The following is a 26,337-nucleotide window of genomic DNA, read 5'->3' on the forward strand; positions in this document are numbered from 1 at the left end:
CGCCCGCACGTCCCACACCACCCCCGCCACATCAAGCCCGTCCGGCGATTGAGGACGCCTGGACGGCAAGTCCCAGCCCGTCCGGCGATCGAGGACGCCTCAGCCCCCACGCGCCACCCGCTGCAACAACCCCCACGTGAACTCCGCGACGCACGCGTCCGCCCCGTCCCCGACCCGCAGCGCGAACCGCGTAGGCGCACTCCCCTCCGTCGGCCGGGCCGGAGCGAACGCCCGGGCCACCTCGTCCACCGTGGACGACCAGGGCACCAGGTCGTCTACCGTGCGCAGCACCGGCGCGGCAGCGCCCCGCGCCCGTACCAGCCACTCGTTCCACACCGCTCCGCCCGGCGCCACCATCACCTCGAACCGCAGGTCCGGCCAGAGCGGCACCGGCCACAGCAGCACGTCGAACTCCAGGTCACCGAGGGCCCGGCGGCCCGTCGACTCCGGCTCACCGAGCACCGAGCGGTAGCGCCGCAGCGCGCCCCGCCCGCGCGGCGCCCGGACCATGGCCTGCCAGCGCCGGTTCGCCTCGCGCATCTCCGCGAGCGTCGCGCTCAGCTCGTGCCGGGCGTCCTCCACCAGATCCGGCTGGTGGTCCGCCATCCGGCGCAGCAGGACGAGCTGGAACTCACGGGGCCCGAAGGGGGCGGAAGCGCTCATGCCGCCCATCGTGCCCGACCGCCGCTCAGGCGCCGGCGCCCAGCATCCGCCGCAGGAGATCCCGCAGCACCGTCCGGTCCGCGTCCGACAGCCCCGCCAGCGGCTCCCGCGCGAAGTCCAGCGCGTCGCGCAGCTGCAGCGCCGTCGCCGCCCCCCGCTCGGTGGGCGCGGCCAGTTTCACCCGGCGGTCGGCCGGGTCCGGGCGCCGCTCCACCAGCCCGCGCGCCTCCAGCCGGTCCACGATCCCGGTCACGTTGGACGGCTCGCACTTCAGCTTCAGGGCGATCCTGCGCATGGGCAGCGGCTCGACGGACAGGAGTCCGAGGACCCGGGCCTGCGCGCCGGTGAGGTTGTGCGCGGCGGCGGCCTGCTCGTACTCCTCGTAGTAGCGCGCCACGACGGTGCCGATGAGCTCGATGACTTCGAGGGTCAGGGGATCTGTGCGCGAGGTGGCCATGACACACAGGATACCCAGTTGCTTGACAACATGAAATATCCAGGAGCATGGTTGTTTCATGTGGTGAAGCTTTTCCACCGCTTCCAGAACCACAGCTTCAAGAACCACAGCTTCCAGACCGACACCCCCACACCGAGGAGACACCGAGCCCATGTCTGCAGCTCTTCCCGCGTCCGGCCGTGAATGGCACCTCGTAGCCCGTCCGCACGGCTGGCCGAAGGCCGAGGACTTCGCGCTGCGTGAGGCACCGGTCACCGCCCCCGCCGAGGGCCGGGTCCTCGTGCGCAACCTGCACTTCTCGGTCGACCCGTACATGCGCGGCCGGATGAACGACGTGAAGTCGTACACCCCGCCCTTCAAGCTCGACCACCCCATGGACGGCGGCGCCGTCGGCGAGGTCATCGCCTCCGATGCCGAGGGCTTCGAGGTCGGCGAACACGTCCTGCACGGCCTCGGCTGGCGCGAGTACGCGAGCGTCCCCGCCAAGCACGCGGTGAAGGTCGACGCCTCGCTCGCCCCGCTCTCCGCCTACCTCGGCGTGCTCGGCATGACCGGCCTCACCGCCTACGCCGGCCTGTTCGACGTGGCGTCCTTCAAGGAGGGCGACGCGGTCTTCGTCTCCGGCGCCGCCGGCGCGGTCGGCAGCCAGGTCGGCCAGATGGCGAAGATCAAGGGCGCCTCCCGGGTCATCGGCTCCGCCGGCTCCGACGAGAAGGTCAAGCTCCTCACCGAGGAGTACGGCTTCGACGCCGCGTTCAACTACAAGAACGGCCCCGTCAAGGAGCAGCTCGCAGCGGCCGCCCCCGACGGCATCGACGTCTACTTCGACAACGTCGGCGGCGAGCACCTGGAGGCCGCGCTCTCCTCGTTCAACGTGCACGGCCGCGCCACCATCTGCGGCATGATCGCCCAGTACAACGCCACCGAGCCCACCCCGGCCCCGCGCAACCTCGCGCTCGTCATCGGCAAGCGGCTGCGGCTCCAGGGCATGCTCGTCGGCGACCACGCCGACCTCCAGCAGCAGTTCGTCCACGAAGTGGCCGGCTGGCTGAACTCGGGCGAGCTGAAGTACCGCGAGACCGTCGTCGAGGGCATCGAGAACGGCGCCGACGCCTTCCTCGGTCTGCTGCGCGGCGAGAACACCGGGAAGATGATCGTCTCCCTCGGCTGAACCGCGTTTCCCCGCACCCGTTAGGCTCAACCCAACCGTCGCGATCGTGGGCGCGAGTCGCGGCGCACCAGCAGGAGGAATCCTCAGCATGACCATTCAGGACATTGCCGTCGCGTACACCGCCGTCGCCACCGCGGAGAACGGCCGTGACGGCCGCGTCGCCTCGGACGACGGCAAGCTCGACGTCGTCGTCAACCCGCCGAAGGAGATGGGCGGCAGCGGCGCCGGCACCAACCCGGAGCAGCTCTTCGCCGCCGGTTACAGCGCCTGCTTCCAGGGCGCACTGGGCGTCGTGGCCCGCCAGGAGAAGGCCGACATCTCCGGCTCCACGGTGACCGCGGCCGTCTCCATCGGCAAGACCGAGGCCGGCGGCTTCGGCCTGGAGGTCGCCATCACCGCGACCATCCCGACCGTCGACGAGGCGACCGCGCGGGCGCTCGTCGAGAAGGCCCACCAGGTCTGCCCGTACTCGAACGCCACGCGCGGCAACATCAAGGTGGAGCTCGCGGTCGCCTGACCGTCCCCGCACCACTGAACGAGCCCCGTCCCGGACCCCGTTAGGCTGACGCCATGCGTGATCTCGGGGCGGGGCTCGGTTTTCTGGTCAAGGGCCAACGCTGGGTGTTCGGCCACGGCAAATGGTTCGGGATAGGGCTGCTGCCCGGTCTGATCACCCTCGTGGTGTACGCGGGCGCCCTCGTCGGCCTCGGCTACGGCGCCGACGACCTGGCGGAGTGGGCGACACCGTTCGCCGACGACTGGTCCTCGCCCTGGCCCGGCCTGCTGCGCAACGCGCTGACCGCACTGGTCTTCGTCCTCGGCCTCTTCCTGGCCGTCATCACCTTCACCGCCGTGACCCTGCTCGTCGGGCAGCCCTTCTACGAGTCGCTGTCCGAGGAGGTCGAGCGCACCGAGGGCGGCACGGTCCCCGAGTCCGGACTGCCCCTCTGGCGGGAGCTGTGGATCTCCGCCCGCGACAGCGTGCGCATTCTCGTGCGGGTCGGGCTGTACGCGGTCCTGCTCTTCGCCCTCGGATTCCTCCCCGTCGTCGGGCAGACCGTCGTCCCCGTCATCGGCTTCTGCGTCACCGGCTACTTCCTCGCCGAGGAGCTGACCGCCGTCGCCCTCCAGCGCCGGGGCATGGTGCTCAAGGACCGGCTCGCCCTGCTGCGCGGCAACCGCCTGCGCACCCTCGGCTTCGGCGTACCGCTGGGGCTGGCCTTCATGGTGCCGTTCGTCGCCGTGTTCCTCATGCCGGGCGCCGTCGCCGGGGCCACCCTGCTGGCGCGCGGCCTGGTCGGCGACGAGGAGCCGGCGGACGGCGCAGGCAAGGGCGAGACGGTCGCCGCGGACTGAGCGGTCCCGGGTCAGCGCACCGAGAACCCGTACACCGTCGTCGACACGAACTCCTCGCCCGGCCGCAGCACCGTGCTCGGGAACTCCGGACGGTTCGGCGAGTCCGGGAAGTGCTGGGTCTCCAAGGCGATCCCGGCGCACGGGCCGAACGGCCGGCCGTCGAAGTGGTCCGCGGTGTACAGCTGGAGCCCGGGCTCCGTCGTCGTGACCGTCAGGACCCGCCCCGACACCTCGTCGTACAGCTCGGCCGCCGCACCCGCCGCGTCCGCGTCGAGCACGAAGTTGTGGTCGTACTCCTTGGTCACCGGACGGGCCTCCCGGAAGTCGAACCGGGTGCCCTCCACCGGCAGGAACTCGCCCGTCGGCAGCGACTCCGCGTCCACCGGCGTGACCGCCCCCGCCGCGATCCGCAGCCGCTGGCCGAGCGCGCTGCCGCTGTCCGCGCCCGCCAGGTTCCAGTAGGTGTGGTTCGTCAGGTTCAGCACGGTCGGCGCGTCCGTCACCGCCCGGTACGCGATCCGCAGCGCGCCGTCCTCGTCCAGGGTGTACGCCGCTGTCAGCTCCACCCGCCCCGGGAAGCCCTCCTCGCCGTCCGCCGAGACGAGGGACAGCTCCACCCCGTCCGCGGTCTCCCGCGCGTCCCAGACCCGCTTGTCGAAGCCGCACTCCCCGCCGTGCACGTGGTTGCGGCCCTCGTTGCGCGTGAGGTGGTGGGTCCGGCCGTCCAGCTCGAAGGACGCCCCGCCGATCCGGTTCGCGTACCGGCCGACCAGCGCCCCGAAGTAGGGCCCGGCGTACTCCTGGTACGAGGCCAGGTCCGGCAGCCCGAGCGCGATCCCGGCCCGCACCCCGTCCCGGTCCGGCACCTCGGCCGACTGCACGATGCCGCCGTACGTCAGGACGCGCACCCGCGTGCCGCCCCGCTCCAGCGTCCAGCGGTGCACGGCGGTGCCGTCCGCGAGGGTGCCGAAGTGTTCCGTACTCATCACCGTGTTCGAACCCGTCTGCATGATCAGCGACTCTACGCGGGCGGGCGGACCGCCGTGACGTTGCGGTAGGCGATCTCCGCGAGCCTGGCCTGGCCGTTGCGGCCGGGGTGGAACCAGTCCCACTGGCTGAGCTGCTTGCCGGTGAACCGGTAGTCGTACACCGCCCCGCCGTCGTACCGGCAGCGGCTGTCCTTCGCGCAGACCTCGCGCAGCACCTCGTTGTACGCCACGACGCGCTCCTGCACCGCCGTGCGCCGGGCCACCGCCGCCGCGCCCATGTCGTCCGCGTCGCTCAGCATCGACCTGCAGATGCCCAGTTTCCAGATCTGCTTGCCCAGCTGGTTGACCCGCCCCTGCGACCACAGCCGCTTCAGGTCCGGCACGCTCGACACGTACACCTGCGCCTTCGGCGCCCCGCTGCGCAGCTTGCGCAGCGACGCCTCGAACGACCGCCGGAAGTCGGCCACCGGGGTCATCGTCCGCACCGAGTCCCGGCAGGCGTCGTTGGCGCCGATCATCACGGTCACCAGATCCGGGTTTTCGTCCGCCGCCAGCGCCATCTGCTCCGGCAGCTGGGCCATCCGGGCGCCCGTCACAGCGTGGTTCCAGCTGTGGTCCGCCGCCCGGGAGGCGCCGAGGAGGCGTACCGCCAGACTGCGTACGGAGCTGTCCGTGCCGGTCGACCAGGAGACCTCCGGGCAGTCCGCCAGCACCGAGCACGCGTCGAAGCCGCGCGTGATCGAGTCCCCGACCGCCGCGATCGACGCGGGCTTCGGATCCCAGACCGGGCCCGCCGCCGGGGACGGCCGGCGCTCGGCCGACGCCGGGCCCTTCGTCGTACCGCCGGGCCCCGAGTCGCAGCCCGCCAGCGCACCGGTGCCCAGGCAGGCCAGTGCGGCCAGCCCGGCCAGTGCGGTGCGCGAGCGGTGCCGTACGGACCGATCCGGCATGGCCTGGCCTCCTCCTGTTCGTGACCCGACGCTCCGCCGGGGTGAAGACTGCGCGAAGAAGGGCCCCGGGACCGACGGTACGTCACACCGGCGACCCCCGGGCGCGGTAGCTTTTCCCCGTCGAACCAGTGGCTCCTGCGATGCCCGGCTCCACTCGGGTGGCATCCGAACATCACACCACGTCACATACTGTCGCTTTTCCGGAGAATAACTCCCGATGCTGTTTACTGATGACAGGCCGCTGGGGAAGGCGAACCTCGTCCCACACTGGAGGTCCCGGTGACGACACGTGGAGTCCTGTACGTTCACTCCGCACCGCGCGCGCTCTGCCCACACGTCGAGTGGGCGGTGGCGGGAGTCCTCGGTGGGCGGGTGCAGCTCGACTGGATCAGACAGCCCGCCTCGCCGGGCACCTGGCGCTCCGAGTTCTCCTGGCAGGCCCGGCCCGGCACGGCGTCCAAGCTGGCCTCCGCGCTGCGCGGCTGGGACCTGCTCCGCTTCGAGGTGACGGCGGAGCCTTCCCCCACGGCGGAGGGCGAGCGGTACAGCTCGACGCCGGCCCTGGGCATCTTCCACGCCGTCACCGGCATGCACGGCGACATCCTGGTCCCGGAGGACCGCCTCCGCGCCGCGCTGGCCCGCTCCGCGGGCGGCGAGACGGACCTGGCGGCGGAGGTCGCCAAGCTCCTCGGCAAGCCGTGGGACGACGAACTGGAGTCGTTCCGCCATGCGGGCGAGGGCGCGCCGGTCCGCTGGCTCCACCAGGTCGTGTAACCCGGGGGCGGAGCCCCCGAACACCACGACGAAGCCCGCGCCCCCACACGGGGGGCACGGGCTTCACGCACAGGTGACGCGCGTCGCGCGTCAGACGCTACGGAACGCCAGCACCACGTTGTGCCCACCGAAGCCGAACGAGTTGTTGATCGCGGCGATCGGCCCCTCCGGCAGCGCCCGGGGCGCATCCCGCACGATGTCCGCGTCGATCGACTCGTCCAGGTTCTCGACGTTGATCGTGGGCGGGGCCATCCGGTGGTGCAGCGCCAGGACCGTCGCCACGGTCTCGATGCCGCCCGCGCCGCCGAGCAGGTGACCCGTCATCGACTTCGTCGCGGAGATCGCGACGTGGTCCAGGTCCTCGCCCAGCACCGCGCGCAGCGCCTTGACCTCCGCGATGTCACCCTGCGGGGTGGACGTCGCGTGGGCGTTCAGGTGGGCGATCTCCGACGGCTTCAGGTCGGTCTGGTCCAGCAGGTTCTGCATCGCAGCGGCGATACCGCGGCCCGTGGGCTCCGGCTGCGCGATGTGGTGGGCGTCGGCCGAGAGGCCCTGGCCCAGCACCTCGCAGTAGACCCGGGCGCCACGCGCCGCCGCGTGCTCCGCGGATTCCAGGACGACGACACCGGCGCCCTCGCCGAGGACGAAGCCGTCACGGCCCACGTCGTACGGGCGCGAGGCCTTCTCCGGCTCGTCGTTGCTCTTGGACATCGCCATCATGTTGGCGAACGCGGCGATCGGCAGCGGGTGGATCGCCGCCTCGGTGCCGCCGGCGAGGACCACATCGGCGCGGCCGGTGCGGATCATCTCGACGGCGTACCCGATCGCCTCGGCACCCGACGCGCAGGCGGAGACCGGGGTGTGGACGCCCGCCTGGGCGTTCACCTCGATACCCACGTTCGCGGCCGGGCCGTTGGGCATGAGCATGGGCACGGTGTGCGGGGAGACTCGGCGTACGCCCTTCTCCTTCAGCACGTCGTACTGGTCGAGCAGGGTGATCACGCCGCCGATGCCGGAGGCGATGACCGAACCCAGCCGCTCGGGCTGGATCGTTTCGTCCTCACCGGCCTTGCCGGTGAAGCCCGCGTCCGCCCACGCCTCGCGGGCCGCGATCAGCGCGAACTGCGCCGAGCGGTCCAGACGGCGGGCGAGCGGACGCGGCAGGACCTCGGAGGGATCGACGGCAGCCAGGGCCGCGATCCGTACAGGCAGTTCGGCGAAACGTTCGCCCTCAAGGGGCTTGACGCCGGAACGGCCCGCCATCAGCCCTTCCCAGGTCGATGCGGAATCGCCACCCAGCGGAGTGGTTGCGCCGATACCGGTGACGACCACGGTGCGATTGGTCGAGTTCACTGGAAAATCTTCTCCACGTGTAGGGGATCGTGAATCAGCGGCGCCACCGCCGGGTGGCGACACACGAACCGGCTGGATCAGGCCTGGTGCTTGAGGATGTAGTCCGCGGCGTCGCCGACGGTCTTGAGGTTCTTGACGTCCTCGTCGGGGATCTTCACGTCGAAGCGCTCCTCGGCGGCGACGACGACCTCGACCATGGACAGCGAGTCGACGTCCAGGTCGTCCGTGAAGGACTTGTCCAGCTCGACGTCCTCGGCCGGGATACCGGCGATCTCGTTGACGATGTCGGCGAGACCCTTGACGATCTCTTCCTGCGTGGCGGCCATGGCGGCGCTCCTTCGGTGTTTATCTGCTGGGTTCGGGCTTCCGGGCGAAAAGCGCCGGTGTGCCTAGGGGAGAGTAACGACCGTCGCGGCGTAGACGAGACCCGCCCCGAAGCCGATGACGAGAGCGGTGTCGCCGCTCTTGGCCTGTCCGGTCGCCAGGAGCCGCTCCATCGCGAGCGGGATCGAGGCGGCGGAGGTGTTGCCGGTGGTCTCCACGTCACGGGCGACCGTGACGCTCTCCGGCAGCTTCAGCGTCTTCACCATCGAGTCGATGATCCGCATGTTGGCCTGGTGCGGGATGAAGACGTCCAGGTCTTCCGGGGCGATCCCGGCCGCGTCCAGCGCCTGCTGGGCGACCTTCGCCATCTCGAAGACGGCCCAGCGGAACACCGCCTGGCCCTCCTGCGTGATGGCGGGGAACTTGATCTCGCCGCGGTCGTTGAGGGGCAGCTTCGTGACGTCGCCGACCTGGAAGTCGTTCCACGCCACGGTCTGCTTGATCGTCTCGGACTTGTCGCCCTCGGAGCCCCAGACGGTCGGGCCTATGGCAGGCACCTTGGAGGGGCCGACGATGACCGCTCCGGCGCCGTCGCCGAACAGGAACGCCGTCGCGCGGTCCGTCAGGTCGGTGAGATCGCTCAGCCGCTCGACGCCGATGACGAGCACGTACTCCGCCGAGCCCTCGACGATCATGCCCTTGGCCAGCGTCAGCCCGTAGCCGAAGCCCGCGCAGCCGGCCGAGATGTCGAAGGCGGCGGGCTTGCCGGCGCCGACCCTGTGGGCGATCTCGGTCGCGATGGCCGGGGTCTGCTTGAAGTGCGACACGGTCGAGACGATGACCGCGCCGATCTGCTCCGGGGTGATCCCGGCGTCGGCGATGGCCTTGCCGGACGCCTCGACGGACATCGCGGCCACGGTCTCCTCCTCGGAGGCCCAGTGGCGGGTCGCGATGCCGGAGCGGGAGCGGATCCACTCGTCGGACGAGTCGATCGTCTCCAGGATGACCTCGTTGGGGACCACCCGGGTCGGGCGGTAGCCGCCGACGCCCATGATCCGCGCGTACGGAGCGCCCTGGCTGGGCTTGATCTTCGACATGCTCTCGGGCTCCTTAGGCGCCCGCGTGCTCAGCGATGAGCGCGCGGGCCGCGTCGAGGTCGTCGGGGGTCTTCAGCGCGAGGGTCCGGACGCCGGGCAGCGCCCGCTTCGCCAGACCGGTGAGCGTGCCGCCGGGGCAGGCCTCGATCAGCGCGGTGACGCCGAGCGCCTCGAAGGTCTCCATGCACAGGTCCCAGCGGACCGGGTTCGCGACCTGGCCGACGAGCCGGGTGATGACCTCGTGGCCGGTGGCGACGGTCTTGCCGTCCGCGTTCGAGACATACGTCACGGACGGGTCGGAGACGTCCAGGTCGCCGGCGGCCGCGCGCAGTCGCTCGACGGCGGGAGCCATGTGGTGCGTGTGGAACGCGCCGGCCACCTTCAGGGGCACCACGCGGCGCACGCCCTCCGGCTTGTCCTCGGTGAGCGCGGCGATCTGCGCGGCGGTGCCGGCGGCGACGATCTGGCCGCCCCCGTTGACGTTCGCCGGGGTCAGGCCGAGCTTCTCCAGGTGCTCGACGGTGACCGCGGGGTCGCCGCCGAGCAGCGCCGCCATGCCGGTCTCGGTGACCGCCGCGGCGTCGGCCATGGCGAGCCCACGCGTGCGTACGAAGCGGAGCGCGGCCTCGTCGCCGATGACTCCGGCGAGGGCGGCGGCGGTGATCTCACCGACGCTGTGGCCCGCGACGACGGCCGGTGAGGCGTCGAGCGCGGCGGCCGAGAGCAGGCCGGCGGCGACCAGCAGCGGCTGGGCCACCGCGGTGTCGCGGATCTCCTCCGCGTCGGCCTTGGTGCCGTAGTGGGCAAGGTCGAGCCCGATGGCGTCGGACCAGGCCGCGATGCGGTCGGTGGCACCGGGGAGGTCGAGCCAGGGAGTCAGGAAGCCGGGCGTCTGAGCGCCTTGGCCGGGAGCGACGAGTACGAGCACCCTCACACTCTCTCTTGTGAACGGTCCGGAACACCCGTGGGGACAGGGACGAAGAACCGTAGGGGGAATTGTTGATGTCCGACAAAAGTCTAGGACTGCGTATCCCGGTCGGCCAGACGCCCCAGGATGAGGGCGATTCGCAGAGTGAACGCCGAGCGGACATCGGAAGGTGACCAGCCGGTGACGTCTGTCACACGTCGGAGCCGGTAGCGCACGGTGTTGGGATGCACGAACAGCATCCTGGCCGCGCCCTCCAGGCTGCTCGCCTGCTCCAGATACACACTCAGCGTCTCCAGGAGCGCGGAGCCCGCCTCTTCGAGCGGTCTGTAGATCTCCTCCACCAACTGCTCGCGCGCGGCCGGGTCGCCCGCCATCGCGCGCTCCGGCAGCAGGTCGTCGGCGAGCACCGGCCGCGGAGCGTCCTGCCACGCCCCGCACGCCTTCAGCCCGGCCGCCGCGGCCTGCGCGGACCGGGTCGCCGCCAGCAGGTCCGCCACCACCGGGCCGGCCACCACGGGGCCCGCCGCGTACGGCCCGATCAGGGCCTTCGCGACCTGGAGCGGGTTGTCGCTGCCGCCCGCGATGACGACCAGGCGGTGGCCGAGGACGCCCGTGAGGACCTGGAGCTTGGCGTGCCGGGCGGCCCGCCGGATCGCCTCCACGGTCAGCTCGCTGTCCCCGTCCGGGGCGGTGCCGAGCAGGACGCAGACGTGCTCCGGGGAGTTCCAGCCGAGCGCGGCGGCCCGGGAGACGGCGCCCTCGTCGGCCTCGCCGGAGAGCACCGCGTTGACCACGAGCGACTCCAGCCGGGCGTCCCACGCGCCCCGGGCCTCGGCCGCCTGCGCGTACACCTGGGCGGTCGCGAAGGCGATCTCGCGGGCGTAGACGAGCAGCGCCTCCCGCAGCACGGATTCGTCGCCGGGCGCGGCGACCTCGTCGATCGCGGCCTCCATGACCTCGATGGTGGTGCGCACCATCTCGACGGTCTGCCGCAGTGTGATGGCCCGGGTCAGCTCGCGCGGGGCTGTCCCGAAGACGTCGGTCGAGATCGCCTGCGGGGTCTCCGGATGCCGGAACCACTCGGTGAACGCCGCGATACCGGCCTGGGCGACCAGGCCGATCCAGGACCGGTTCTCCGGGGGCATCGCCCGGTACCACGGCAGCGACTCGTCCATGCGGGCGATCGCGTTCGCGGCCAGCCGGCCGGAGGACTGCTCCAGCCGCTTCAGGGTCGCGGCGTGGAGATGGGCGTCGTTCGCAGCGGGCTGCTCAGGATCGGGTCGGGGCACGGACACAAGACTGCCTTATCGGGACGGACGCACGGAGGGCCGGGGCCGGTGGCGGGTCGGATCGGCGTCCGGCGGGGGCTCCGCGGGAGCCGGCGGGCTACCGTGGACGGGTGATTTCCGTACACCGCGCGGGCGACCGGTTCGAGGGTGGGGACGGGGCGGCCGGCATCGAGTCCCGGCACTCGTTCTCCTTCGGCTCCTTCTACGACCCGGACAACCTCCGCTTCGGCCCGATCCTCGCCTGCAACGAGGAACGTCTGGCCCCCGGTGCGGGCTTCGAGGAGCATCCGCACAGCCATACGGAGATCGTCACCTGGGTCGTCGAGGGCGAGCTGACCCACCGCGACTCGGCCGGCCACGCCACGGTGGTCCGCGCCGGCGACGTCCAGCACCTGAGCGCCGCTTCCGGCGTCCGCCACGTCGAACGCAACGACGGGGAAAACCCGCTGACGTTCCTTCAGATGTGGCTCGCGCCCCTGGAGCCCGGCGGCGAGCCCTCGTACACGACCGTCCCCGGCATCGCCGACTCCACCCCGTACGCACTCCCCGAGGCCGGCGCGATGCTTCATGTGCGGCGCCTCGCCGAGGGCGAGCGGGCGGCGGTCCCGGACGCGCCGCGGGCGTACGTGCACGTGGTGCGCGGGACGGTGCGCGTCGGCGCCGACGCGCTGGCGGCGGGGGACGCGGCCCGGATCACCGGCGGGACGGGACTCGAACTGGTCGCGGCGGACGCGGCCGAGGTGCTGGTCTGGGAGCTGTGCGACTGACCGGCACCCCGGCCACCGGCCCCGCGTCAGCGGGCGTGGTGCCGGTCGGCCTGCTGTCGCGGGATCTCGCTCAGCCGCACCCCCGCCGGGCGGCGACGGCTCCGGCCGGTGCTCCGGCCGGGAAACGCGTTGCGCCGCGCGGGCACCTTCGGGGCAAGGGCGACGAAGGTGATCGGGGCGAGGACCGCGACGAGGATCAGCACGATGACGACGTTCATGTTCCTGCCTTCCGTCCGGTACTGATGGTCTTTCACTACTTGTCGTAACCGGAAAACGGCTCCGTAAACACGAGGCGTGACGAAAATCCTGGTGGCGGGGGCCCTTCTACCCCCGCCACATCGACCACATCGGCGGCCCCGACCGGAACACCATCTCCTCGCGCACCTCGAAGCCGTGGCGGCGGTAGAACGTGAGGTTGCGGCTGTTGCTGGACTCCAGGAACACCGGGCGGCCGTCCGCGTCCGCGCGTTCCAGGAGGCCGGCGAGGACCGTCGACCCGCGGCCGGTCCCGCGCGCGTCCGCGTGGGTGCCGATGTACTCCACGTACCAGTGCGCCGGGCGGACCGGGTGGCGGTGCTCCAGGGTCAGCAACCGGGCCGCCATACGGGGGAGTTGGGCGCGGCCCGCCCGCAGCAGTGTGCCCGCGTTGCGCAGCAGGTGGGTCACCGGGAGCTTCCACGCGCCGGGCTCCGTCCAGACCGCCGCCACCGTGCGCTCCGGGTCCGTCCACACCCGGCCCGCCGGGACCTGCTGGGCCAGGTGCGCGGTGAACAGCCGCCGCAGCCGCCGGTCCCGGTCGTCTGGCATCAGCCAGGACCACACCGGGTCCCCGGCGTACGCACTGGCCAGGACACCCGCGAGCGCGGGGACGTCGGACGCGGTGGCGCGGACTATGTCGTCGGTCATGGGCGGGGAGCGTAGCGGCGGTCCGCGACCGGCGGCCAGCGTCGCGGCAAGACCCGCCGACCGGCCAACGGGGCACGATTTCCGGCTATCACCGTGCGGGATCTCGACTGCGTGCCGTGGCCATGGAAATCTGCCGGTGCCTCAGGAATACGTCCACGGTTCGCCCGCCGTTCGTACCGGCGGCCTAGATTTCGCAGGCGCGCGCAGACGTCCTTCTTCCCCCCTTGTGAACGACTCTCCCCCCAGAGGTGCCCCGATGACCCTTCAGATCAGCGAGCCCCCGTGCCCGGCCGACGACGTCGACGCGGGCGAGCTCACCAACGAGACGCGCATCAGCCGCCGCCGGATGCTGCAGACGGCCGCCGTCTCGCTCGGCGTGATCGCCGCCGGGCCGGTGGCCGAGGCGGCCGGCGGGGCACGGGCCGAAGCGGCCGAGTACCGCCTGCCCAAGGGCTTCAAGGGCGACATCTCCGACCTGAGGCACGTGGTGATCCTCATGCAGGAGAACAGGTCCTTCGACCACTACCTCGGCCAGCTGAAGGGCGTACGAGGGCACGACGACAAGCAGGTCCTGACCTTCCAGGACGGCACCACCGTCTTCCAGCAGCGCGCCGCCGACGGCACCATCGTCACGCCCGCCGTCTCGACCGCCACCTGGAGCGACAAGCACAACTTCTACGGGGCCGACGAGGGGCGGTGGGACACCTGGGTGAAGGACAAGGGCGACCACTGCATGTGGTACTACACACCCGACTACATGCCGTGGATGTACTCGCTCGCTTCCCAGTACACCGTCTGCGACATGAACTTCTGCTCCCTGCACGGGCCCACCATCCCCAACCGCTACTACCTGATGAGCGGTACGGCGGGCGGCGAGACCACCAACGCGGGCCAGAACAACTACACCCGCACCTGGACCACCGTCCCCGAACAGCTCCAGCGGGCCGGCATCGACTGGCGCGTCTACTCCGACAACAGCGGCAACGGCGTCGGCGGCAGCCTCCAGAGCGGGTACGTCGGCGAGTACGGCTGCAACGTCACCAACAGCTTCGCCTCCTTCGACCCGCGCACCGCGGACCCGGCCGAGCTCGAACCAGGCACCGGCAAGGTCTGGAAGGCCAACTCCTTCGTCTACGAGGGCGCCACGACGCCGAATGACGACTCCGAGGCCAACCTCGACGCCGTCCTGCGCGACCTCGTCGCCGCGTGCGAGCCGGGCGCCGAGCACCCGCTGCCCGAGGTCTCCTGGGTGGTCATGCCCGCCGCGTGGAGCGAGCACCCGGGCTTCGACACGGTGCACGGCGAGCGGTACATGAACAAGGTCCTCAAGACCCTCCAGAGCAACGAGGACATCTGGAACCACACCCTGGTGATCATCACCTACGACGAGAACGACGGGAAGTTCGACCACGTCCTGCCGCCCCGCCCGGAACAGGGCACACCCGGCGAGTTCGCCGGCACCACCCCGTACGGCTTCGGGCCCCGCGTCCCGATGCTGCTGGTCTCCCCGTGGACGCGCGGCGGCTACGTCGCCTCGGAGGTCTTCGACCACACCTCGACCGTGAAATTCCTGGAGACCTGGGCGGCGCACCTGGGCAAGCCGTTCACCTGTCCGAACATCACCCCGTGGCGCCGCTCCGTCGCCGGAGACCTGACCAGCGCGATCGACTTCGCGCACCCGCGCCCCGGCCCGGTCGTCATCGCCGACCCGGTCACCGGGACCCCGCCGCGTCCGCCCCGCGACCGGATGGAGCCGCGCGGGCTCTCCTTCCACCCGCACGCCACGTTCACCGAGGACCGGAGAACCGGCACGGTGACCGCGTCGATGACCCTGACCGGCGGCCCCTCGGGCAAGGCGGTGAGCCTCCAGGTCTTCCCCGACCGGTACCTGCCGTTCTCCAACACCCCGTACACGGTGAGCGCGGCGAACCCGCGTACGTACACCTGGGACACGACGCGGACGGACGGCGGGTACGCCTTCTCGGTGTACGGCCCCGACGGCTTTCTGCGCTCCTTCGCCGGAGAGGTGCTCCCCGAGGACGCGAGCACCCGGCACATCGGCCTCCCGCGCGTCGAGGTGCGGCTCGTCAGGGGCAGGCGCCCCGCGGTCCGGCTGGCGCTGCACAACGACGGACGGCACCCGGTCCGCTACACCCTGCGGGCCAACGACTACGCCGGCGGCACGCGCAAGGTCACCGTCCCCGGCGGTCACTCCACCGTCGTGGACTGGCCCACCGAGCACGGCTACTACGACGTGGTGCTCACCGCGGACACCGGCACGGGCTGGACCCAGCGGTACGCGGGCCGGGTGGCGACGGTCTGAGTCACCCGGCCAGTTCGGCCAGCACCGCGTCCGTGAACGCGGGCCACACCTCGACCGCCCACGGCCCGAAGGCCCGGTCGGTGAGCGCGACGCACGCCGCGCCCGCGACCGGGTCGATCCACAGGAAGGTGCCCGACTGGCCGAAGTGGCCGAAGGTCGCGGGGGAGGACGAGGCGCCCGTCCAGTGCGGGGACTTGGAGTCGCGGATCTCGAAGCCGAGGCCCCAGTCGTTGGGGTTCTGGTGGCCGTAGCCGGGCAGGACGCCCTTCAGGCCCGGGTGGACGACGCTCTGCGCGACGGCCACCGTACGCGGGTCGAGGAGGCGGGGGGCCTGCACCTCGGCCGCGAAGCGCGCGAGATCGTCGACCGTGGAGACGCCGTCCTTGGCGGGGGAGCCGTCCAGGGTGGTGGCGGTCATCCCCAGGGGCTCCAGAACCGCCTGTCGAACGTATTCCGGGAACGGGATGTCGGCGGCCTTCGCGATGTGGTCGCCCAGCACCTCGAAGCCGGCGTTGGAGTACAGGCGCCGGTTGCCGGGCGGGGCCATCACCCGGTGCTCGTCGAAGGCGAGGCCGCTGGTGTGGGCGAGCAGGTGGCGCACGGTCGAGCCCTCGGGACCCGCCGGTTCGTCCAGCTCGACGGCGCCTTCCTCGTACGCCACCAGCGCCGCGTAGGCCGCGATCGGTTTGGTGACGGAGGCGAGGTGGAAGCGGTGGGCGGTCGGGCCGTGCGTACCGGCGACCTCGCCGTCCGCTCGTACGACGGCCGCCGCCGCGGTGGGGACGGGCCAGTTCTCGATCATCGCCAGGCTCTGCATGCGTACGAGAGTAGATTCCGCGTCCCACCTGTCGGAAACCGCACCCGGTGATGCTTGCTTCGAGTGCACTCCAACGTCATAGCGTGGAGCCATGACCGTGACGGAGACCACCGCGAGCCGGACCGACCTCTGCGCCTCCGCCCCGTCGGCGCACCCGCGCCCCGACGGGCAGGACCGCTACACGATCAGCGAGGTCGCCGCGTTCACCGGCCTGACCGCCCACACCCTGCGCTGGTACGAGCGGATCGGTCTCATGCCGCACGTGGACCGGTCGCACACCGGCCAGCGGCGCTTCAGCAACCGGGACCTGGACTGGCTGGCCTTCGTCACCAAGCTGCGGTTGACCGGGATGCCGGTCGCCCACATGGTCCGGTACGCCGAACTCATACGTGAGGGCGACCACACCTTCGAGGAACGGCAGGAGCTGCTGGAGGCGACCCGCCGCGACGTGAGAACGCGGATAGCGGAGCTCCAGGACACCCTGGCCGTGCTGGACTACAAGATCGACTTCTATGCGGGCGCCCGCGGGGCGCCGGAAGGGCCCAGTGCCTGATGACTGACAACAAGATCGCCACGGTGGAGCTCGGCAGGGGCGGCCCCCGGGTCGGGGTCCAGGGCCTCGGCTGCATGGGCATCAGCGAGTTCTACGGCGACACCGACGAGGCCGCGGCCCGCGAGACGCTGGAAACGGCGCTCGCGGCGGGCGTCACCCTTTTCGACACCGCCGACATCTACGGCAGCGGAGCCAACGAGACGTTCCTCGCGCCGTTCGTCGGGGCGCACCGCGACGAGATCACCCTCGCCACCAAGTTCGCCATCGAGCGGCGCGACGACGACCCGGACTACCGGGGCGTCAACAACAGCCCCGCCTACATCCGCAAGGCCGTCGAGGCGAGCCTGCGCCGGCTCGGCACCGACGTGATCGACCTCTACTACATGCACCGCCGCGACCCGGCCGTCCCGTTCGCCGAGTCCGTCGGCGCCATGGGCGAGCTGGTGCGGGAGGGCAAGGTCAAGCAGCTCGGGCTCAGCGAGGTGACCGGCGCCGAACTGCGCGAGGCGCACGCGGTGCACCCGATCGCCGCCCTCCAGTCCGAGTGGTCCCTGTTCAGCCGGGACGTCGAACGCAGCGCGGTGGCCGCCGCCGCCGAGCTGGGCGTGACCGTCGTGCCCTACTCGCCGCTGGGCCGGGGCTTCCTCACCGGATCGTTCGCGGACGCGGGCAAGGAGCTGTCCCAGGGCGACTTCCGCGCCTCGCAGCCCCGCATGACCGGCGAGAACGCGAAGGCCAACACGGCGCTCCTAGAGCCCGTCCACAAGATCGCCGCCGCGCACGGGGCGACGGCCGGGCAGGTCGCGCTCGCCTGGGTGCAGCAGCGCGCCCAGGTGCACGGCATCACCGTCGTCCCCATCCCGGGCACCCGAAAGAGCCACCGCCTCCTGGAGAACGCGGGAGCCACCCGCCTCACGCTCACCGACGACGAACTGGCCGTGCTGGAACCGATCGCCGGGCAGGTCGCGGGCGACCGCTACCACGACATGAGCCTGACCTCGCTCGCGCGCGAGTAGCGGGCGGGTAGCCTCCGCACGAGGAAGCGACCAAGGAGGCAACAGCATGGCGATCAAGCGGATGGACAACGTCGGCATCGTCGTCGAGGACCTGGACGCCGCCATCGCGTTCTTCGCGGAGCTCGGGATGGAGCTGGAGGGCAAGGGCGAGGTCCAGGGCGGCTTCGCCGACCAGTGCACCGGGCTCGACGGCACCCACTGCGAGATCGCGATGCTCCGCACGCCGGACGGCCACAGCAGGCTGGAACTCGCGAAGTACCTCAGCCCCGAGCTGATCGACGCTCCGCGCGACCGGCCGCACAACGTGCTCGGCACACACCGCGTCATGTTCGCCGTCGACGACATCGAGGACACCGTCGCCCGGCTGCGCCCTCTCGGCGGTGAACTCGTCGGCTCCATCGCCCGGTTCGAGGACACCTACCTGCTCTGCTACCTGCGCGGCCCGGACGGCGTCATCGTCGGACTCGCGGAGGAGCTGGGCGGGAACGGCTAGAGCCTGTCCGGCGGGTCGGGACAGGCCCTAGGCGTACGCGCCCTTCGCGATCGCCGTGAACGCGCGCAGCGACTCCGTGCCCGGGGCGAAGTAGCCGGTGTGCCCGTCCGCGTCGCCGGCGGGCACCCGTCGGGCGCCGAAGCCCGGCGACGCGGGGTCGGCGCCGTGGCCGAGCCCGGCGAACTCGACGTGCGGGACGTTGGCGATCCAGTCGCCGGGGTCCTTCGCCGCCCACACCCGCGCCCCGGTGCGCAGATCGGCCACGTCGTCCGCGCGCATCCCCGGGGAGCCGAGGACCACCAGGTCGGCGGCGTGCAGCCGGGGCGCGGCCAGGCCGCAGACGACCGAGCCGTAGCTGTGGCAGAACACCGTCGTGACGGGCGTCCCGGCCGCCGCCAGCCCGTCCGCGAACCGGGTCAGCCGCACGGAGCCCGCCTCGGCCAGGGTGCCGCGCGCGGCGTCGAGGCCGAGGCCCACCGGGGTGGTGTACCCGGCCCAGGCGATCACGGCGGTGCCCGGACCCGTACGGGCGTACAGCGACCGGGCCATGCCGGCCGGGGTGCCGTACACATCGGTCGTACGGTCGAAGGTGCCGGCGTCGATGTCGGAGCCGGGCACGATCACGGAGACCCGGTCGGCGCTCGCCAAGTCACCGAAGACCTCAGCGACTTGGCCCCGGCCGCGCGGGTCGAACGCCAGGATGCGGCGGGCCGGGTCCTTCGCGAGGTGGGCGTAACGCGGATCGTGGGACGCCTTCAGGGCAAGGGCGTTGGCCCGGTAGCGCAGTTCGGCGGGTGCCCCGTCCAGGTTGCCGACGACGAGCGGGTGCCGGAGGGCCAGTGCCTGCTGCCCGGCGTCCGTGAGCCCCGCGAAGAAGCGGGCCACCGCAGCGGGTGAATCCCTTTCCGGGTCGGGCAGTTCGCGCCCCAGCGTGTGGTCGGCCCGCCAGGACGCCGTACCGGGCGGCGGGCCCGTGACCGCCTGCTGGGCGTTGCCCGCCACCCAGCCGGCCGTCCCCGACACCATGGTGACCGTCAGCGCCACCGTGACCAGGGTCCTCGCGTAACGCCGCATCCGCCCCGCCCTCCCTCTCCGGCCGAACCGGCCGTTCCCCGCGCGCTGTTCGGCGCGACGGGAGGAAGGTAGGGACGCGGTGGGGGCCCGGGCGTCACACCGGGGAGCCAACTGCCGTGTGATACCCGGGTAGGGGGTGTAGCGGGTGGGCCGAGCCGGGACGGCCGCCCCGCCCCGTGGCCCGTCAGGCGGAGCCGGGGACCACCAGCCCCGCCTCGTACGCGAAGATCACCGCCTGCGCGCGGTCCCGCAGGGAGAGCTTCGCCAGGACACGCCCGATGTGCGTCTTCACCGTCTGCTCGGCGAGCACCAGCCGGCCCGCGATCTCCTGGTTCGACAGGCCGCGCGCGATCAGTTCCAGGACCTCCGTCTCACGCGGCGTCAGCCCGTTGAGCCGCAGCGCGGCCCCGCCCCGGGAAGCCGCCGGCGGCTGCTGCCTGGCGAAGTCCGCTATCAGACGGCGCGTCACGGACGGGGCGAGCAGCGCGTCGCCCGCCGCCACCACCCGTACCGCCGCGATGAGATCCGCCGGCGGCGCGTCCTTCAGCAGGAACCCGGACGCGCCGGCGCGCAGCGCCTCGTACACGTAGTCGTCCACGTCGAACGTCGTCAGCATCAGCACCCTGGGCACATGGACCACGCCCGGCGGCGGGTCGAGCAGCTCCCGGGCCGCCGCGAGGCCGTCCATCTCCGGCATCCGGACGTCCATCAGCACCACGTCCGGGTGGACCCGGCGGCTGACGTCGACGCCCTGGCGCCCGTCCGGCGCCTCGCCGACCACGTCGATGTCCGCCTGCGCGGCCAGCAGGGCCGCGAATCCCGCCCGCACCATGGCCTGGTCGTCGACGATGATCACACGGATGGGCACGGTTCCTCCGGGCTCAGGGGGCGTCGGCGGGCCCGGGCGGGGGCAGCGGCAGCCGCGCGGCGACCCGGAACCCCCCGTCCGGCAGCGGCCCGGTGTCCAGTGAGCCACCGGTCAACCGTACGCGCTCCCGCATCCCGACCAGGCCGTGGCCCGTTCCCGCCGACTCCAGAGGTGAAACCGGCTGCTCGGGCGGGCCGTTGACGACCAGCACCGTCACCTGTTCACCGTCCGAGGTGACCGAGATCCGGGTGCGTGCCCCGGGCGCGTGCCGGACCACATTGGCCAGCGCCTCCTGCACGATCCGGTACGCGGACAAGTCAACGGCGGGCGGTACGTCACCCAGGTCGGCGGCCAGCGACAGTTCGGCCGGCAGCCCCGCCCGTACCGTCGCCTCCACCAGTTGCTGCAGGCGGTCGATCCCCGGCTGCGGGGCCCGCTCGCCCTCCGTGCCGTCGCCGCGCAGCACCACCAGCAGCCGCCGCATCTCGGCCAGCGACTCCCGCGCGCTCGCCGCGATCGTCCCGAACTCCTCGCGCGCCTCGTCCGACAGCTCCGGCAGCCGGTAGGGCGCGGAGTCCGCCTGGACGGTGATCACGGACATGTGGTGGGCGACCACGTCGTGCAGCTCGCGGGCGATCCGGGCCCGCTCCTCCAGCAGCGTCCGCCGGGCGCGCTCCGCCTCGCTGACGGTTTCTTGCTCGGCGAGCCGGCGCTGCGCGACACGCCGTTCCCGTACCGCCGCGCCGATCACCAGCACCACGGCCCCGAACAGGGGCAGGAGCAGCGCGCTGCCGTTGCTGCGGTCCGCGCGGACCAGGTGCAGGATCAGGCTCGCCGCGCCGCTCGCCAGCCAGACGGCGACCAGGACCCGCCGCGACCGGCGCAGCGCCAGCGCGAGGAGCAGGAAGAGGTAGGCGATGAGCGGTGCGGGCGGCCACGGCCACACGTCGTACTCGCGGGCCGGCTGCCCCAGGAGCACCAGCGCGCCCGCGATGTCCGCCGGGAAGACGATCCACCACGCCCACAGCGGCTGCCGCGCCAGCAGCAGCAGGGGTCCGGCCTGGGTGACGGCGAGGGTGGTGGCGGCCGCGCCGCCGAGCCCGTACTGGTCGAGGAGGTTGGCGAAGGTGACGGGGAGGAAGAGCGCCGTCAGCGCGACGGCGGCGGCCTGCGGCAGGAACCTCTCCCAGCGCCGCGAAGCGGAGGCGGTAGCGGGTATCGGCTCGGTCATCGCGGGCGGCTACAGCTCGGCGAGGAGCTGCGCCTTCTTGGCGCTGAACTCCTCGTCGGTCACCAGACCCGCCCGGTGCAGCTCCCCGAGGTGGTGGATGCGCTCCGCGATGTCCGCCGGATCACGCCGGGCCGCGGCCGTGAGGGGAGCGGCCGGGGGCGCGGACTGCTTTCTGCGTACGGACTCCAGGACGGCCGCCGCGAAGGGCAGCGATTCGTGGACGGGGCCGTAGCCGAGCCCGAAGATCACCGCTGCGGGGTCCTGGTCGGCCCGCGCGGGCCGGGGTATGACCGGCTGGACGCCCGTGGCCGTCCCGGTCCGCATCCCCGCGCCGGTGAGCACGTCCGAGGCCGGCGCCACGGGCTCCGCCCCCTTGGGCAGCAGCCGCAGATAGCCCTCCAGGCCCTCCGGCGACCGCCACTCGACCCCGCACAGGTCGGTGACCGGGAACGTCTGGTCGCCGGCCTTCCACTTCTCCGACGAGGCGCCCGTCCAGAACCAGCGGAACGAGATCCGCTCGCCGTCGAAACCGGCCCGGCCGTCGTACGCCTTGAACTGCATCGGCGCCTCGGGGGCGGCCACCAGGAAACGGTCGGCGGGCGCGGACGCGTCCGAGCCGAGACAGGTGCGCAGCTCGTCCGCGTAGTACTCGGCGAGGGTCTCTCGGGCGGCGGGGAGCACCAGGCGGTACGGGTCGCAGCCGTCCTTGAGCTGCCCGGCCGCCGCCTCCAGGAGCGGGTCGGCACCGGGGCGCGGGACCGCGCGCAGCACCACCGTGCCCCGCCTGCCCGGGGTCAGCGTCACCGATGACAGCGCCGCGTGCGGGACGCGGCGCTCGCGGAGGCTCTGGAGGAGTCTCGGCGTGCGGATACCCCGTTCGTAGCGGATGAGCACGGAGTCGCCGTCGAACTCCCAGGTGGCATGAATTCCGGCCAGCACATCACCCATGCGCCTCATCGTATGCGGCACTTGCCCGCCCCGTCCCCTCTCGGAGTGCATCGCGTCCGAGGACCGGACGCGATGTCTCTACGCGCGTCAGGCTGTCGTGTTGGGATACACCCCGTCGTTGCAGGTGCTGTCGGCCCGTGCGCAGGTCACCGAGGTGTACGCGCCCACGCCGATCGCGGCGAAGTTGTCGAGGCTCTCGGTGCCCGGCTCGAAATAGCCGCTGTGGCCGACCGCGCCCTGAGCCGAGACGACCCGGGCGCCGAAGTCGTGGTCGACCGGATCGGCACCGTGGCCGAGGCCCCCGAACTCCAGGTTCGGCACGTCCTCGATCCAGTCCCCGCTGTCCCGCATCGCCCACACATGCGCCCTGGTGTGCAGCTGAGCCGCGTTGTCGGCGCGCATGCCGGGGCTGCCGGCCACCGCGATGTCCTCCACCCGCCCGGGCAGCCTGCTCGCGGCGACCCCGCACAGCACGGAGCCGTAGCTGTGGCAGAACAGCGAGACGGGCGCGGGACCCGGGAGCGCCCGGACGAGCGCGTCGAGCCGGACCGCCCCACGCCGGGCGAGGTTGCCCAGGGCGGCGTCCATCCCGATGCCGACGGGCGTGGTGTAGTCGGCCCAGGCGATCACCGCGGGACGCGCCTGGGGGCGCGCGGCGAGCTCGGCGGCGTACAGCGACTTGGCCATGCCGACGGGCGCCGCGTTGGTCTTGGCGCCGGTGCGCTCCAGCGTCAGGAGGGTGGTGTCGACGCCGGGCACCACGAGCGAGATCCGGTCGGCCCGGTCGAGGTCGCCGAACACCTCGGCGGCCAGCCCCCGCCCAGAGGGGTCGAAGGCCAGGAAGTGCCGGTCCTTCGCGAGCATCGAGCGGAAGCGGTCCAGGCGGTGCTGTGCCTCGGAACGGCCTGTGGCGGAGAGCCTGCTGTCGTGGACGCGTTTGCGTTCGACGGCGCTCGCCTGCCCGATCGCCCGCCGGTTCGCCCGGTAACGGGTGGTGACCGGGGCGCCGTTGAGGTTGCCGACGACGAGCGGGTATCTGTCGGCGAGCTGTGCGCGCTGCGCGGCGGTGAGCGTGGCGAAGAAGTGCGCCAGCTTGTACGGCGGTGCGTCGGCCTCCGGCAGCGGCTGTCCCGCTATCGATCCCTTGGCCCAGGCGGCCAGCGCGAGCGCGCGGGAGTCGGCGGAGCGCTGATGGTGCACGGCGGTCCAGCCGGTGGTCGCGAGCATCACGAAGACGACCGCCAGGGCGAGCAGCGCGCGCCAGGCGGTGAGCGTGGGGGAGGAATCGAAGGAAGTCACTCCGGACCACCCTAGGAGACGCGCGTGGCCTGTTTGTGACAGGGGTGACGTACATCACCCGACTGTGCGGAATGACACGGCGGTCGCCTCACGCTGCGTACGGCCTTGCGGCACGCTCCGCGCCCTCGGAGGCGCCTCGCTCACGGGCTGTTGACGGAGTGTGGCGCGCTGGTGTTCACGGTGTGCGCCATCTCTCGGAGAGGGCCGGGGCGAGCGCGTCGAGGTGTGTCTCGGTCAGGGCGCGGAGCGATTCCATGCCGCCGTCCCCTCTCTGGCCCCACAGTTGGCCCGCCGCGCGCATGACCCCGGAGAACGCCGCGACGGCGACCCGGGGGCGGGGGTCGCGCGCCGGGTCCAGGCCCTCGCGCCCCGCGATCAGTTCGGTGATCCGGTTCTCCAGGACGATGCCGCGGCGCAGATGGGCGGCGAGGAGCGACGGCGTGGATTCGATCATCCGGTAGGCGCGCATGTGGAGTTCGACCGGGATGATCGCCTCCACGGTCTGTCCGATGCTGTCCCAGGCGCACAGCACGGCGCGGCGCATCGCCTCGAACGGTGCCTCGTCCGCGGGTCGTTGGCGCAGCTCGGAGAGGAAGTGGGACTCCACCATGTCCTGCACGGCGAAGACCGCCGCCTCCTTGCCCGGGAAGTAGCGGAAGAAGGTGCGCTGGGAGACCTCGACCGCGTCGGCGATCTCGTCGACGGTGGTCTCCTCGTACCCGTGGGCGGTGAAGAGTTCGAGGGCGGCGACGAGCAGCGCGTCGCGGGTGCGCCGCTTCTTGCGCTCGCGCAGCCCGGTGGGGAGCGCCGCGGACGGCTGCCCTTCGGTCACTGAACCGGCCCTCTTTTCCCTGCTTTGTCCAGCTCAGCTTACCTGTGAGCTACATGACAGTTACCGACTAGTGAAATGGTTAGTCAACTGTCAGTGGCTGACACTAGTCTCACGCGTATGACTAGTCAGACCACCGTCGAAAAGGCTCCGCGGGACCCCGGGGGCCTCGCTCCCGCACCTGCCAAGGGGCTGCGCGGCCACCCCTGGCTGACGCTGTTCTCCGTGGCCATCGGCGTGATGATGGTCGCGCTCGACGGCACGATCGTCGCGATCGCCAACCCCGCCATCCAGCAGGACCTCGGCGCCTCGCTCGCCGACGTCCAGTGGATCACCAACGGCTACATGCTCGCCCTCGCGGTCTCGTTGATCACCGCGGGCAAGCTCGGTGACCGCTTCGGCCACCGCCAGACCTTCCTCATCGGCGTCGTCGGCTTCGCGGCCGCCTCGGGCGCCATCGGCCTGTCCGACAGCGTCGCCCTCGTGATCGCCTTCCGGGTGCTCCAGGGGCTCTTCGGCGCGCTGCTCATGCCGGCCGCGCTCGGGCTGCTGCGCGCCACGTTCCCGGCCGAGAAGCTGAACATGGCGATCGGCATCTGGGGCATGGTGATCGGCGCCTCGACCGCCGGCGGCCCGATCCTCGGCGGCGTGCTCGTCGAGCACGTCAGCTGGCAGTCCGTCTTCTTCATCAACGTGCCGGTCGGTGTCCTCGCCCTGGTGCTCGGCGTGCTGATCCTCAGGGACCACCGCGCCGAGAACGCCCCGCGCTCCTTCGACATCGCCGGCATCGTGCTGCTGTCCGGCGCGATGTTCTGCCTGATCTGGGCGCTCATCAAGGGCTCCGAGTGGGGCTGGGGCGACCTTCAGACGATCGGCTTCCTGGTCGGCGCGGTCGTCCTGTTCCTGGCCTTCGCGCTGGTCGAGCAGCGCGTCAAGGAGCCGCTGGTCCCGCTGGCGATGTTCCGCTCCGTCCCGCTCTCGGCGGGCACGGTCCTGATGGTGCTGATGGCCTTCGCGTTCATGGGCGGCCTCTTCTTCGTGACCTTCTACCTGCAGAACGTGCACGGCATGAAGGCCGTCGACGCGGGCCTGCACCTGCTGCCGCTGACCGCCATGATGATCGTCGCCTCGCCGGTGGCGGGCGCTCTCATCACCAGGTTCGGCCCGCGCGTCCCGCTGGTGGGCGGCATGGTCTGCACGGCCGTCGCGTGCTTCGGCATGTCCCAGCTGACCGTCGGCACGGGCACGCTCACCATGTCGGTCTGGTTCGCCCTGCTCGGCCTCGGCCTGGCCCCCGTCATGGTCGGCGCCACCGAGGTCATCGTCGGCAACGCCCCGATGGAGCTCTCCGGCGTCGCCGGCGGCCTCCAGCAGGCCGCCATGCAGGTCGGCGGCAGCCTCGGTACGGCGGTGCTCGGCGCGATCATGGCCTCGCGCGTCGACTCCGAGCTGCCGGGCAACTGGAAGGACGCGCAGCTCCCGCAGCTCTCGCCCGAGCAGCTCGACCAGGCCTCCTCCGCCATCAAGGTCGGCATGCCGCCCGTCACCGAGGAGACCCCGCCGGAGATCGCGGGCAAGATCGTGGGCGTCGCGCACGACACCTTCGTCTCCGGGATGAGCACCGCGTTCATGGTCGCCGGCATCGTCGCGGTGATCGCCGCCCTGGTCGCCACGCTGACCAAGCGCGGCGAGAACGCGGAGGCGGGCATGGGCGGCGGCCACATCTGACCGCCCCTCACCCCGCGCGCGTCAACACAGCGTGTCCGACCCGCGCGCGTCAACACGGCGTGTCCGACCCGCGCGCGTCAACACGGCGTGTCCGACAGCCCCGCCGGAGCGAACCGGCGGGGCTGTCACCTGTC

At 72.0% G+C, this 26,337-nt stretch carries 28 protein-coding genes; 10 read left to right on the forward strand and 18 right to left on the reverse strand.

Going from position 1 to position 26,337, the window contains the following annotated elements:
- Positions 1–99: 99 nt before the first annotated feature.
- On the reverse strand, positions 100–672 hold the full coding sequence (locus BLW14_RS22175) for a hypothetical protein (protein WP_093708942.1): 573 nt from the start codon (positions 670–672) through the stop codon (positions 100–102).
- A 16-nt stretch (positions 673–688) separates the two neighbouring features.
- Positions 689–1,120, reverse strand: coding sequence for a MarR family winged helix-turn-helix transcriptional regulator (locus tag BLW14_RS22180; protein ID WP_093708943.1), 432 nt, complete (start codon positions 1,118–1,120; stop codon positions 689–691).
- A gap of 151 nt (positions 1,121–1,271) precedes the next feature.
- On the opposite strand from BLW14_RS22180, the gene BLW14_RS22185 reads away from it, so the two are divergent.
- The 3 genes from BLW14_RS22185 (at position 1,272) to BLW14_RS22195 (ending at position 3,647) form a co-directional block, all read left to right on the forward strand.
- On the forward strand, positions 1,272–2,291 hold the full coding sequence (locus BLW14_RS22185) for an NADP-dependent oxidoreductase (RefSeq protein WP_093708944.1): 1,020 nt from the start codon (positions 1,272–1,274) through the stop codon (positions 2,289–2,291).
- Between the two features lie 88 nt (positions 2,292–2,379).
- The gene (locus BLW14_RS22190; protein WP_093708945.1) at positions 2,380–2,808 is read left to right on the forward strand and encodes an organic hydroperoxide resistance protein; all 429 of its coding nucleotides are present in this window, start codon (positions 2,380–2,382) and stop codon (positions 2,806–2,808) included.
- A 53-nt stretch (positions 2,809–2,861) separates the two neighbouring features.
- Positions 2,862–3,647 carry an EI24 domain-containing protein gene (locus BLW14_RS22195; RefSeq protein WP_093708946.1) on the forward strand — a complete coding sequence of 262 codons (786 nt, stop codon included), beginning with the start codon at positions 2,862–2,864 and terminating at the stop codon, positions 3,645–3,647.
- 11 nt (positions 3,648–3,658) lie between these two features.
- Here the strand turns inward: BLW14_RS22195 and BLW14_RS22200 are convergent, their stop codons facing one another.
- Both BLW14_RS22200 and BLW14_RS22205 read right to left on the reverse strand, forming a co-directional pair.
- Positions 3,659–4,657: an aldose epimerase family protein gene (locus BLW14_RS22200; RefSeq protein WP_093708947.1), complete on the reverse strand. Its 999-nt coding sequence runs from the start codon at positions 4,655–4,657 to the stop codon at positions 3,659–3,661.
- Positions 4,658–4,668: 11 nt separating this feature from the next.
- Positions 4,669–5,586 carry an SGNH/GDSL hydrolase family protein gene (locus tag BLW14_RS22205; protein WP_093708948.1) on the reverse strand — a complete coding sequence of 306 codons (918 nt, stop codon included), beginning with the start codon at positions 5,584–5,586 and terminating at the stop codon, positions 4,669–4,671.
- A gap of 279 nt (positions 5,587–5,865) precedes the next feature.
- On the opposite strand from BLW14_RS22205, the gene BLW14_RS22210 reads away from it, so the two are divergent.
- Positions 5,866–6,360: a DUF3145 domain-containing protein gene (locus BLW14_RS22210; RefSeq protein ID WP_026242695.1), complete on the forward strand. Its 495-nt coding sequence runs from the start codon at positions 5,866–5,868 to the stop codon at positions 6,358–6,360.
- A 90-nt stretch (positions 6,361–6,450) separates the two neighbouring features.
- Here BLW14_RS22210 and fabF read toward each other — a convergent pair whose 3' ends face one another.
- From fabF to BLW14_RS22235, 5 genes are all read right to left on the reverse strand, one after another.
- Positions 6,451–7,713 (reverse strand): beta-ketoacyl-ACP synthase II, encoded by a 1,263-nt coding sequence (fabF, locus tag BLW14_RS22215; protein WP_093708949.1) that lies wholly within the window; start codon positions 7,711–7,713, stop codon positions 6,451–6,453.
- A 77-nt stretch (positions 7,714–7,790) separates the two neighbouring features.
- Positions 7,791–8,039, reverse strand: coding sequence for an acyl carrier protein (locus tag BLW14_RS22220; protein WP_018518371.1), 249 nt, complete (start codon positions 8,037–8,039; stop codon positions 7,791–7,793).
- 63 nt (positions 8,040–8,102) lie between these two features.
- A complete protein-coding gene (locus tag BLW14_RS22225; protein ID WP_018518372.1) occupies positions 8,103–9,134 on the reverse strand; it encodes a ketoacyl-ACP synthase III in 1,032 nt (343 codons plus the stop codon).
- 13 nt (positions 9,135–9,147) lie between these two features.
- The gene (locus BLW14_RS22230) at positions 9,148–10,062 is read right to left on the reverse strand and encodes an ACP S-malonyltransferase (RefSeq protein ID WP_093708950.1); all 915 of its coding nucleotides are present in this window, start codon (positions 10,060–10,062) and stop codon (positions 9,148–9,150) included.
- An 89-nt stretch (positions 10,063–10,151) separates the two neighbouring features.
- Positions 10,152–11,351, reverse strand: a complete 1,200-nt coding sequence (locus BLW14_RS22235) for a PucR family transcriptional regulator (protein WP_177154061.1) — start codon at positions 11,349–11,351, stop codon at positions 10,152–10,154.
- Between the two features lie 110 nt (positions 11,352–11,461).
- Between BLW14_RS22235 and BLW14_RS22240 the strand changes: the two genes are divergently transcribed.
- Positions 11,462–12,118, forward strand: a complete 657-nt coding sequence (locus BLW14_RS22240; RefSeq protein ID WP_093708952.1) for a pirin family protein — start codon at positions 11,462–11,464, stop codon at positions 12,116–12,118.
- Positions 12,119–12,144: 26 nt separating this feature from the next.
- Here BLW14_RS22240 and BLW14_RS22245 read toward each other — a convergent pair whose 3' ends face one another.
- On the reverse strand, positions 12,145–12,336 hold the full coding sequence (locus BLW14_RS22245; RefSeq protein ID WP_093708953.1) for a hypothetical protein: 192 nt from the start codon (positions 12,334–12,336) through the stop codon (positions 12,145–12,147).
- Positions 12,337–12,442: 106 nt separating this feature from the next.
- Positions 12,443–13,024: a GNAT family N-acetyltransferase gene (locus BLW14_RS22250; protein WP_093708954.1), complete on the reverse strand. Its 582-nt coding sequence runs from the start codon at positions 13,022–13,024 to the stop codon at positions 12,443–12,445.
- Positions 13,025–13,280: 256 nt separating this feature from the next.
- On the opposite strand from BLW14_RS22250, the gene BLW14_RS22255 reads away from it, so the two are divergent.
- Positions 13,281–15,347, forward strand: a complete 2,067-nt coding sequence (locus BLW14_RS22255; RefSeq protein ID WP_093708955.1) for an alkaline phosphatase family protein — start codon at positions 13,281–13,283, stop codon at positions 15,345–15,347.
- Position 15,348: 1 nt separating this feature from the next.
- Here the strand turns inward: BLW14_RS22255 and BLW14_RS22260 are convergent, their stop codons facing one another.
- Positions 15,349–16,164, reverse strand: coding sequence for a serine hydrolase domain-containing protein (locus tag BLW14_RS22260; protein WP_093708956.1), 816 nt, complete (start codon positions 16,162–16,164; stop codon positions 15,349–15,351).
- Between the two features lie 91 nt (positions 16,165–16,255).
- Here BLW14_RS22260 and BLW14_RS22265 point away from each other — a divergent pair, with 91 nt between their 5' ends.
- Genes BLW14_RS22265 through BLW14_RS22275 form a run of 3 tightly spaced genes read left to right on the forward strand, consistent with a single transcriptional unit; the run spans position 16,256 to position 18,226 of the window.
- Entirely contained in the window at positions 16,256–16,717 is a 462-nt protein-coding gene (locus BLW14_RS22265; protein ID WP_093708957.1) for a MerR family transcriptional regulator, read from the forward strand.
- Positions 16,717–17,733, forward strand: a complete 1,017-nt coding sequence (locus BLW14_RS22270; protein WP_093708958.1) for an aldo/keto reductase — start codon at positions 16,717–16,719, stop codon at positions 17,731–17,733. The genes BLW14_RS22265 and BLW14_RS22270 overlap by 1 nt, the downstream gene beginning before the upstream one ends.
- Before the next feature lie 46 nt (positions 17,734–17,779).
- Positions 17,780–18,226 carry a VOC family protein gene (locus tag BLW14_RS22275; protein WP_093708959.1) on the forward strand — a complete coding sequence of 149 codons (447 nt, stop codon included), beginning with the start codon at positions 17,780–17,782 and terminating at the stop codon, positions 18,224–18,226.
- Positions 18,227–18,253: 27 nt separating this feature from the next.
- On the opposite strand, the gene BLW14_RS22280 is transcribed toward BLW14_RS22275, so the two are convergent.
- The 6 genes from BLW14_RS22280 to BLW14_RS22305 all read right to left on the reverse strand — a co-directional run bounded on the left by BLW14_RS22280 (position 18,254) and on the right by BLW14_RS22305 (position 24,478).
- Positions 18,254–19,300, reverse strand: coding sequence for an alpha/beta hydrolase (locus tag BLW14_RS22280; protein ID WP_093708960.1), 1,047 nt, complete (start codon positions 19,298–19,300; stop codon positions 18,254–18,256).
- 184 nt (positions 19,301–19,484) lie between these two features.
- Positions 19,485–20,168 (reverse strand): response regulator, encoded by a 684-nt coding sequence (locus BLW14_RS22285; RefSeq protein WP_093708961.1) that lies wholly within the window; start codon positions 20,166–20,168, stop codon positions 19,485–19,487.
- 13 nt (positions 20,169–20,181) lie between these two features.
- Entirely contained in the window at positions 20,182–21,399 is a 1,218-nt protein-coding gene (locus tag BLW14_RS22290; protein ID WP_093708962.1) for a sensor histidine kinase, read from the reverse strand.
- A 9-nt stretch (positions 21,400–21,408) separates the two neighbouring features.
- Entirely contained in the window at positions 21,409–22,347 is a 939-nt protein-coding gene (locus tag BLW14_RS22295; protein WP_093708963.1) for a DUF4429 domain-containing protein, read from the reverse strand.
- Between the two features lie 87 nt (positions 22,348–22,434).
- A complete protein-coding gene (locus tag BLW14_RS22300; protein ID WP_093708964.1) occupies positions 22,435–23,646 on the reverse strand; it encodes an alpha/beta hydrolase in 1,212 nt (403 codons plus the stop codon).
- 175 nt (positions 23,647–23,821) lie between these two features.
- Positions 23,822–24,478: a TetR family transcriptional regulator gene (locus BLW14_RS22305; RefSeq protein WP_093708965.1), complete on the reverse strand. Its 657-nt coding sequence runs from the start codon at positions 24,476–24,478 to the stop codon at positions 23,822–23,824.
- A gap of 117 nt (positions 24,479–24,595) precedes the next feature.
- On the opposite strand from BLW14_RS22305, the gene BLW14_RS22310 reads away from it, so the two are divergent.
- A complete protein-coding gene (locus BLW14_RS22310; protein WP_093708966.1) occupies positions 24,596–26,203 on the forward strand; it encodes an MFS transporter in 1,608 nt (535 codons plus the stop codon).
- Positions 26,204–26,337: the final 134 nt, after the last annotated feature.

Origin of the sequence: Streptomyces sp. 2131.1 (assembly GCF_900105515.1) — a bacterium.
GTDB lineage: Bacteria > Actinomycetota > Actinomycetes > Streptomycetales > Streptomycetaceae > Streptomyces > Streptomyces drozdowiczii.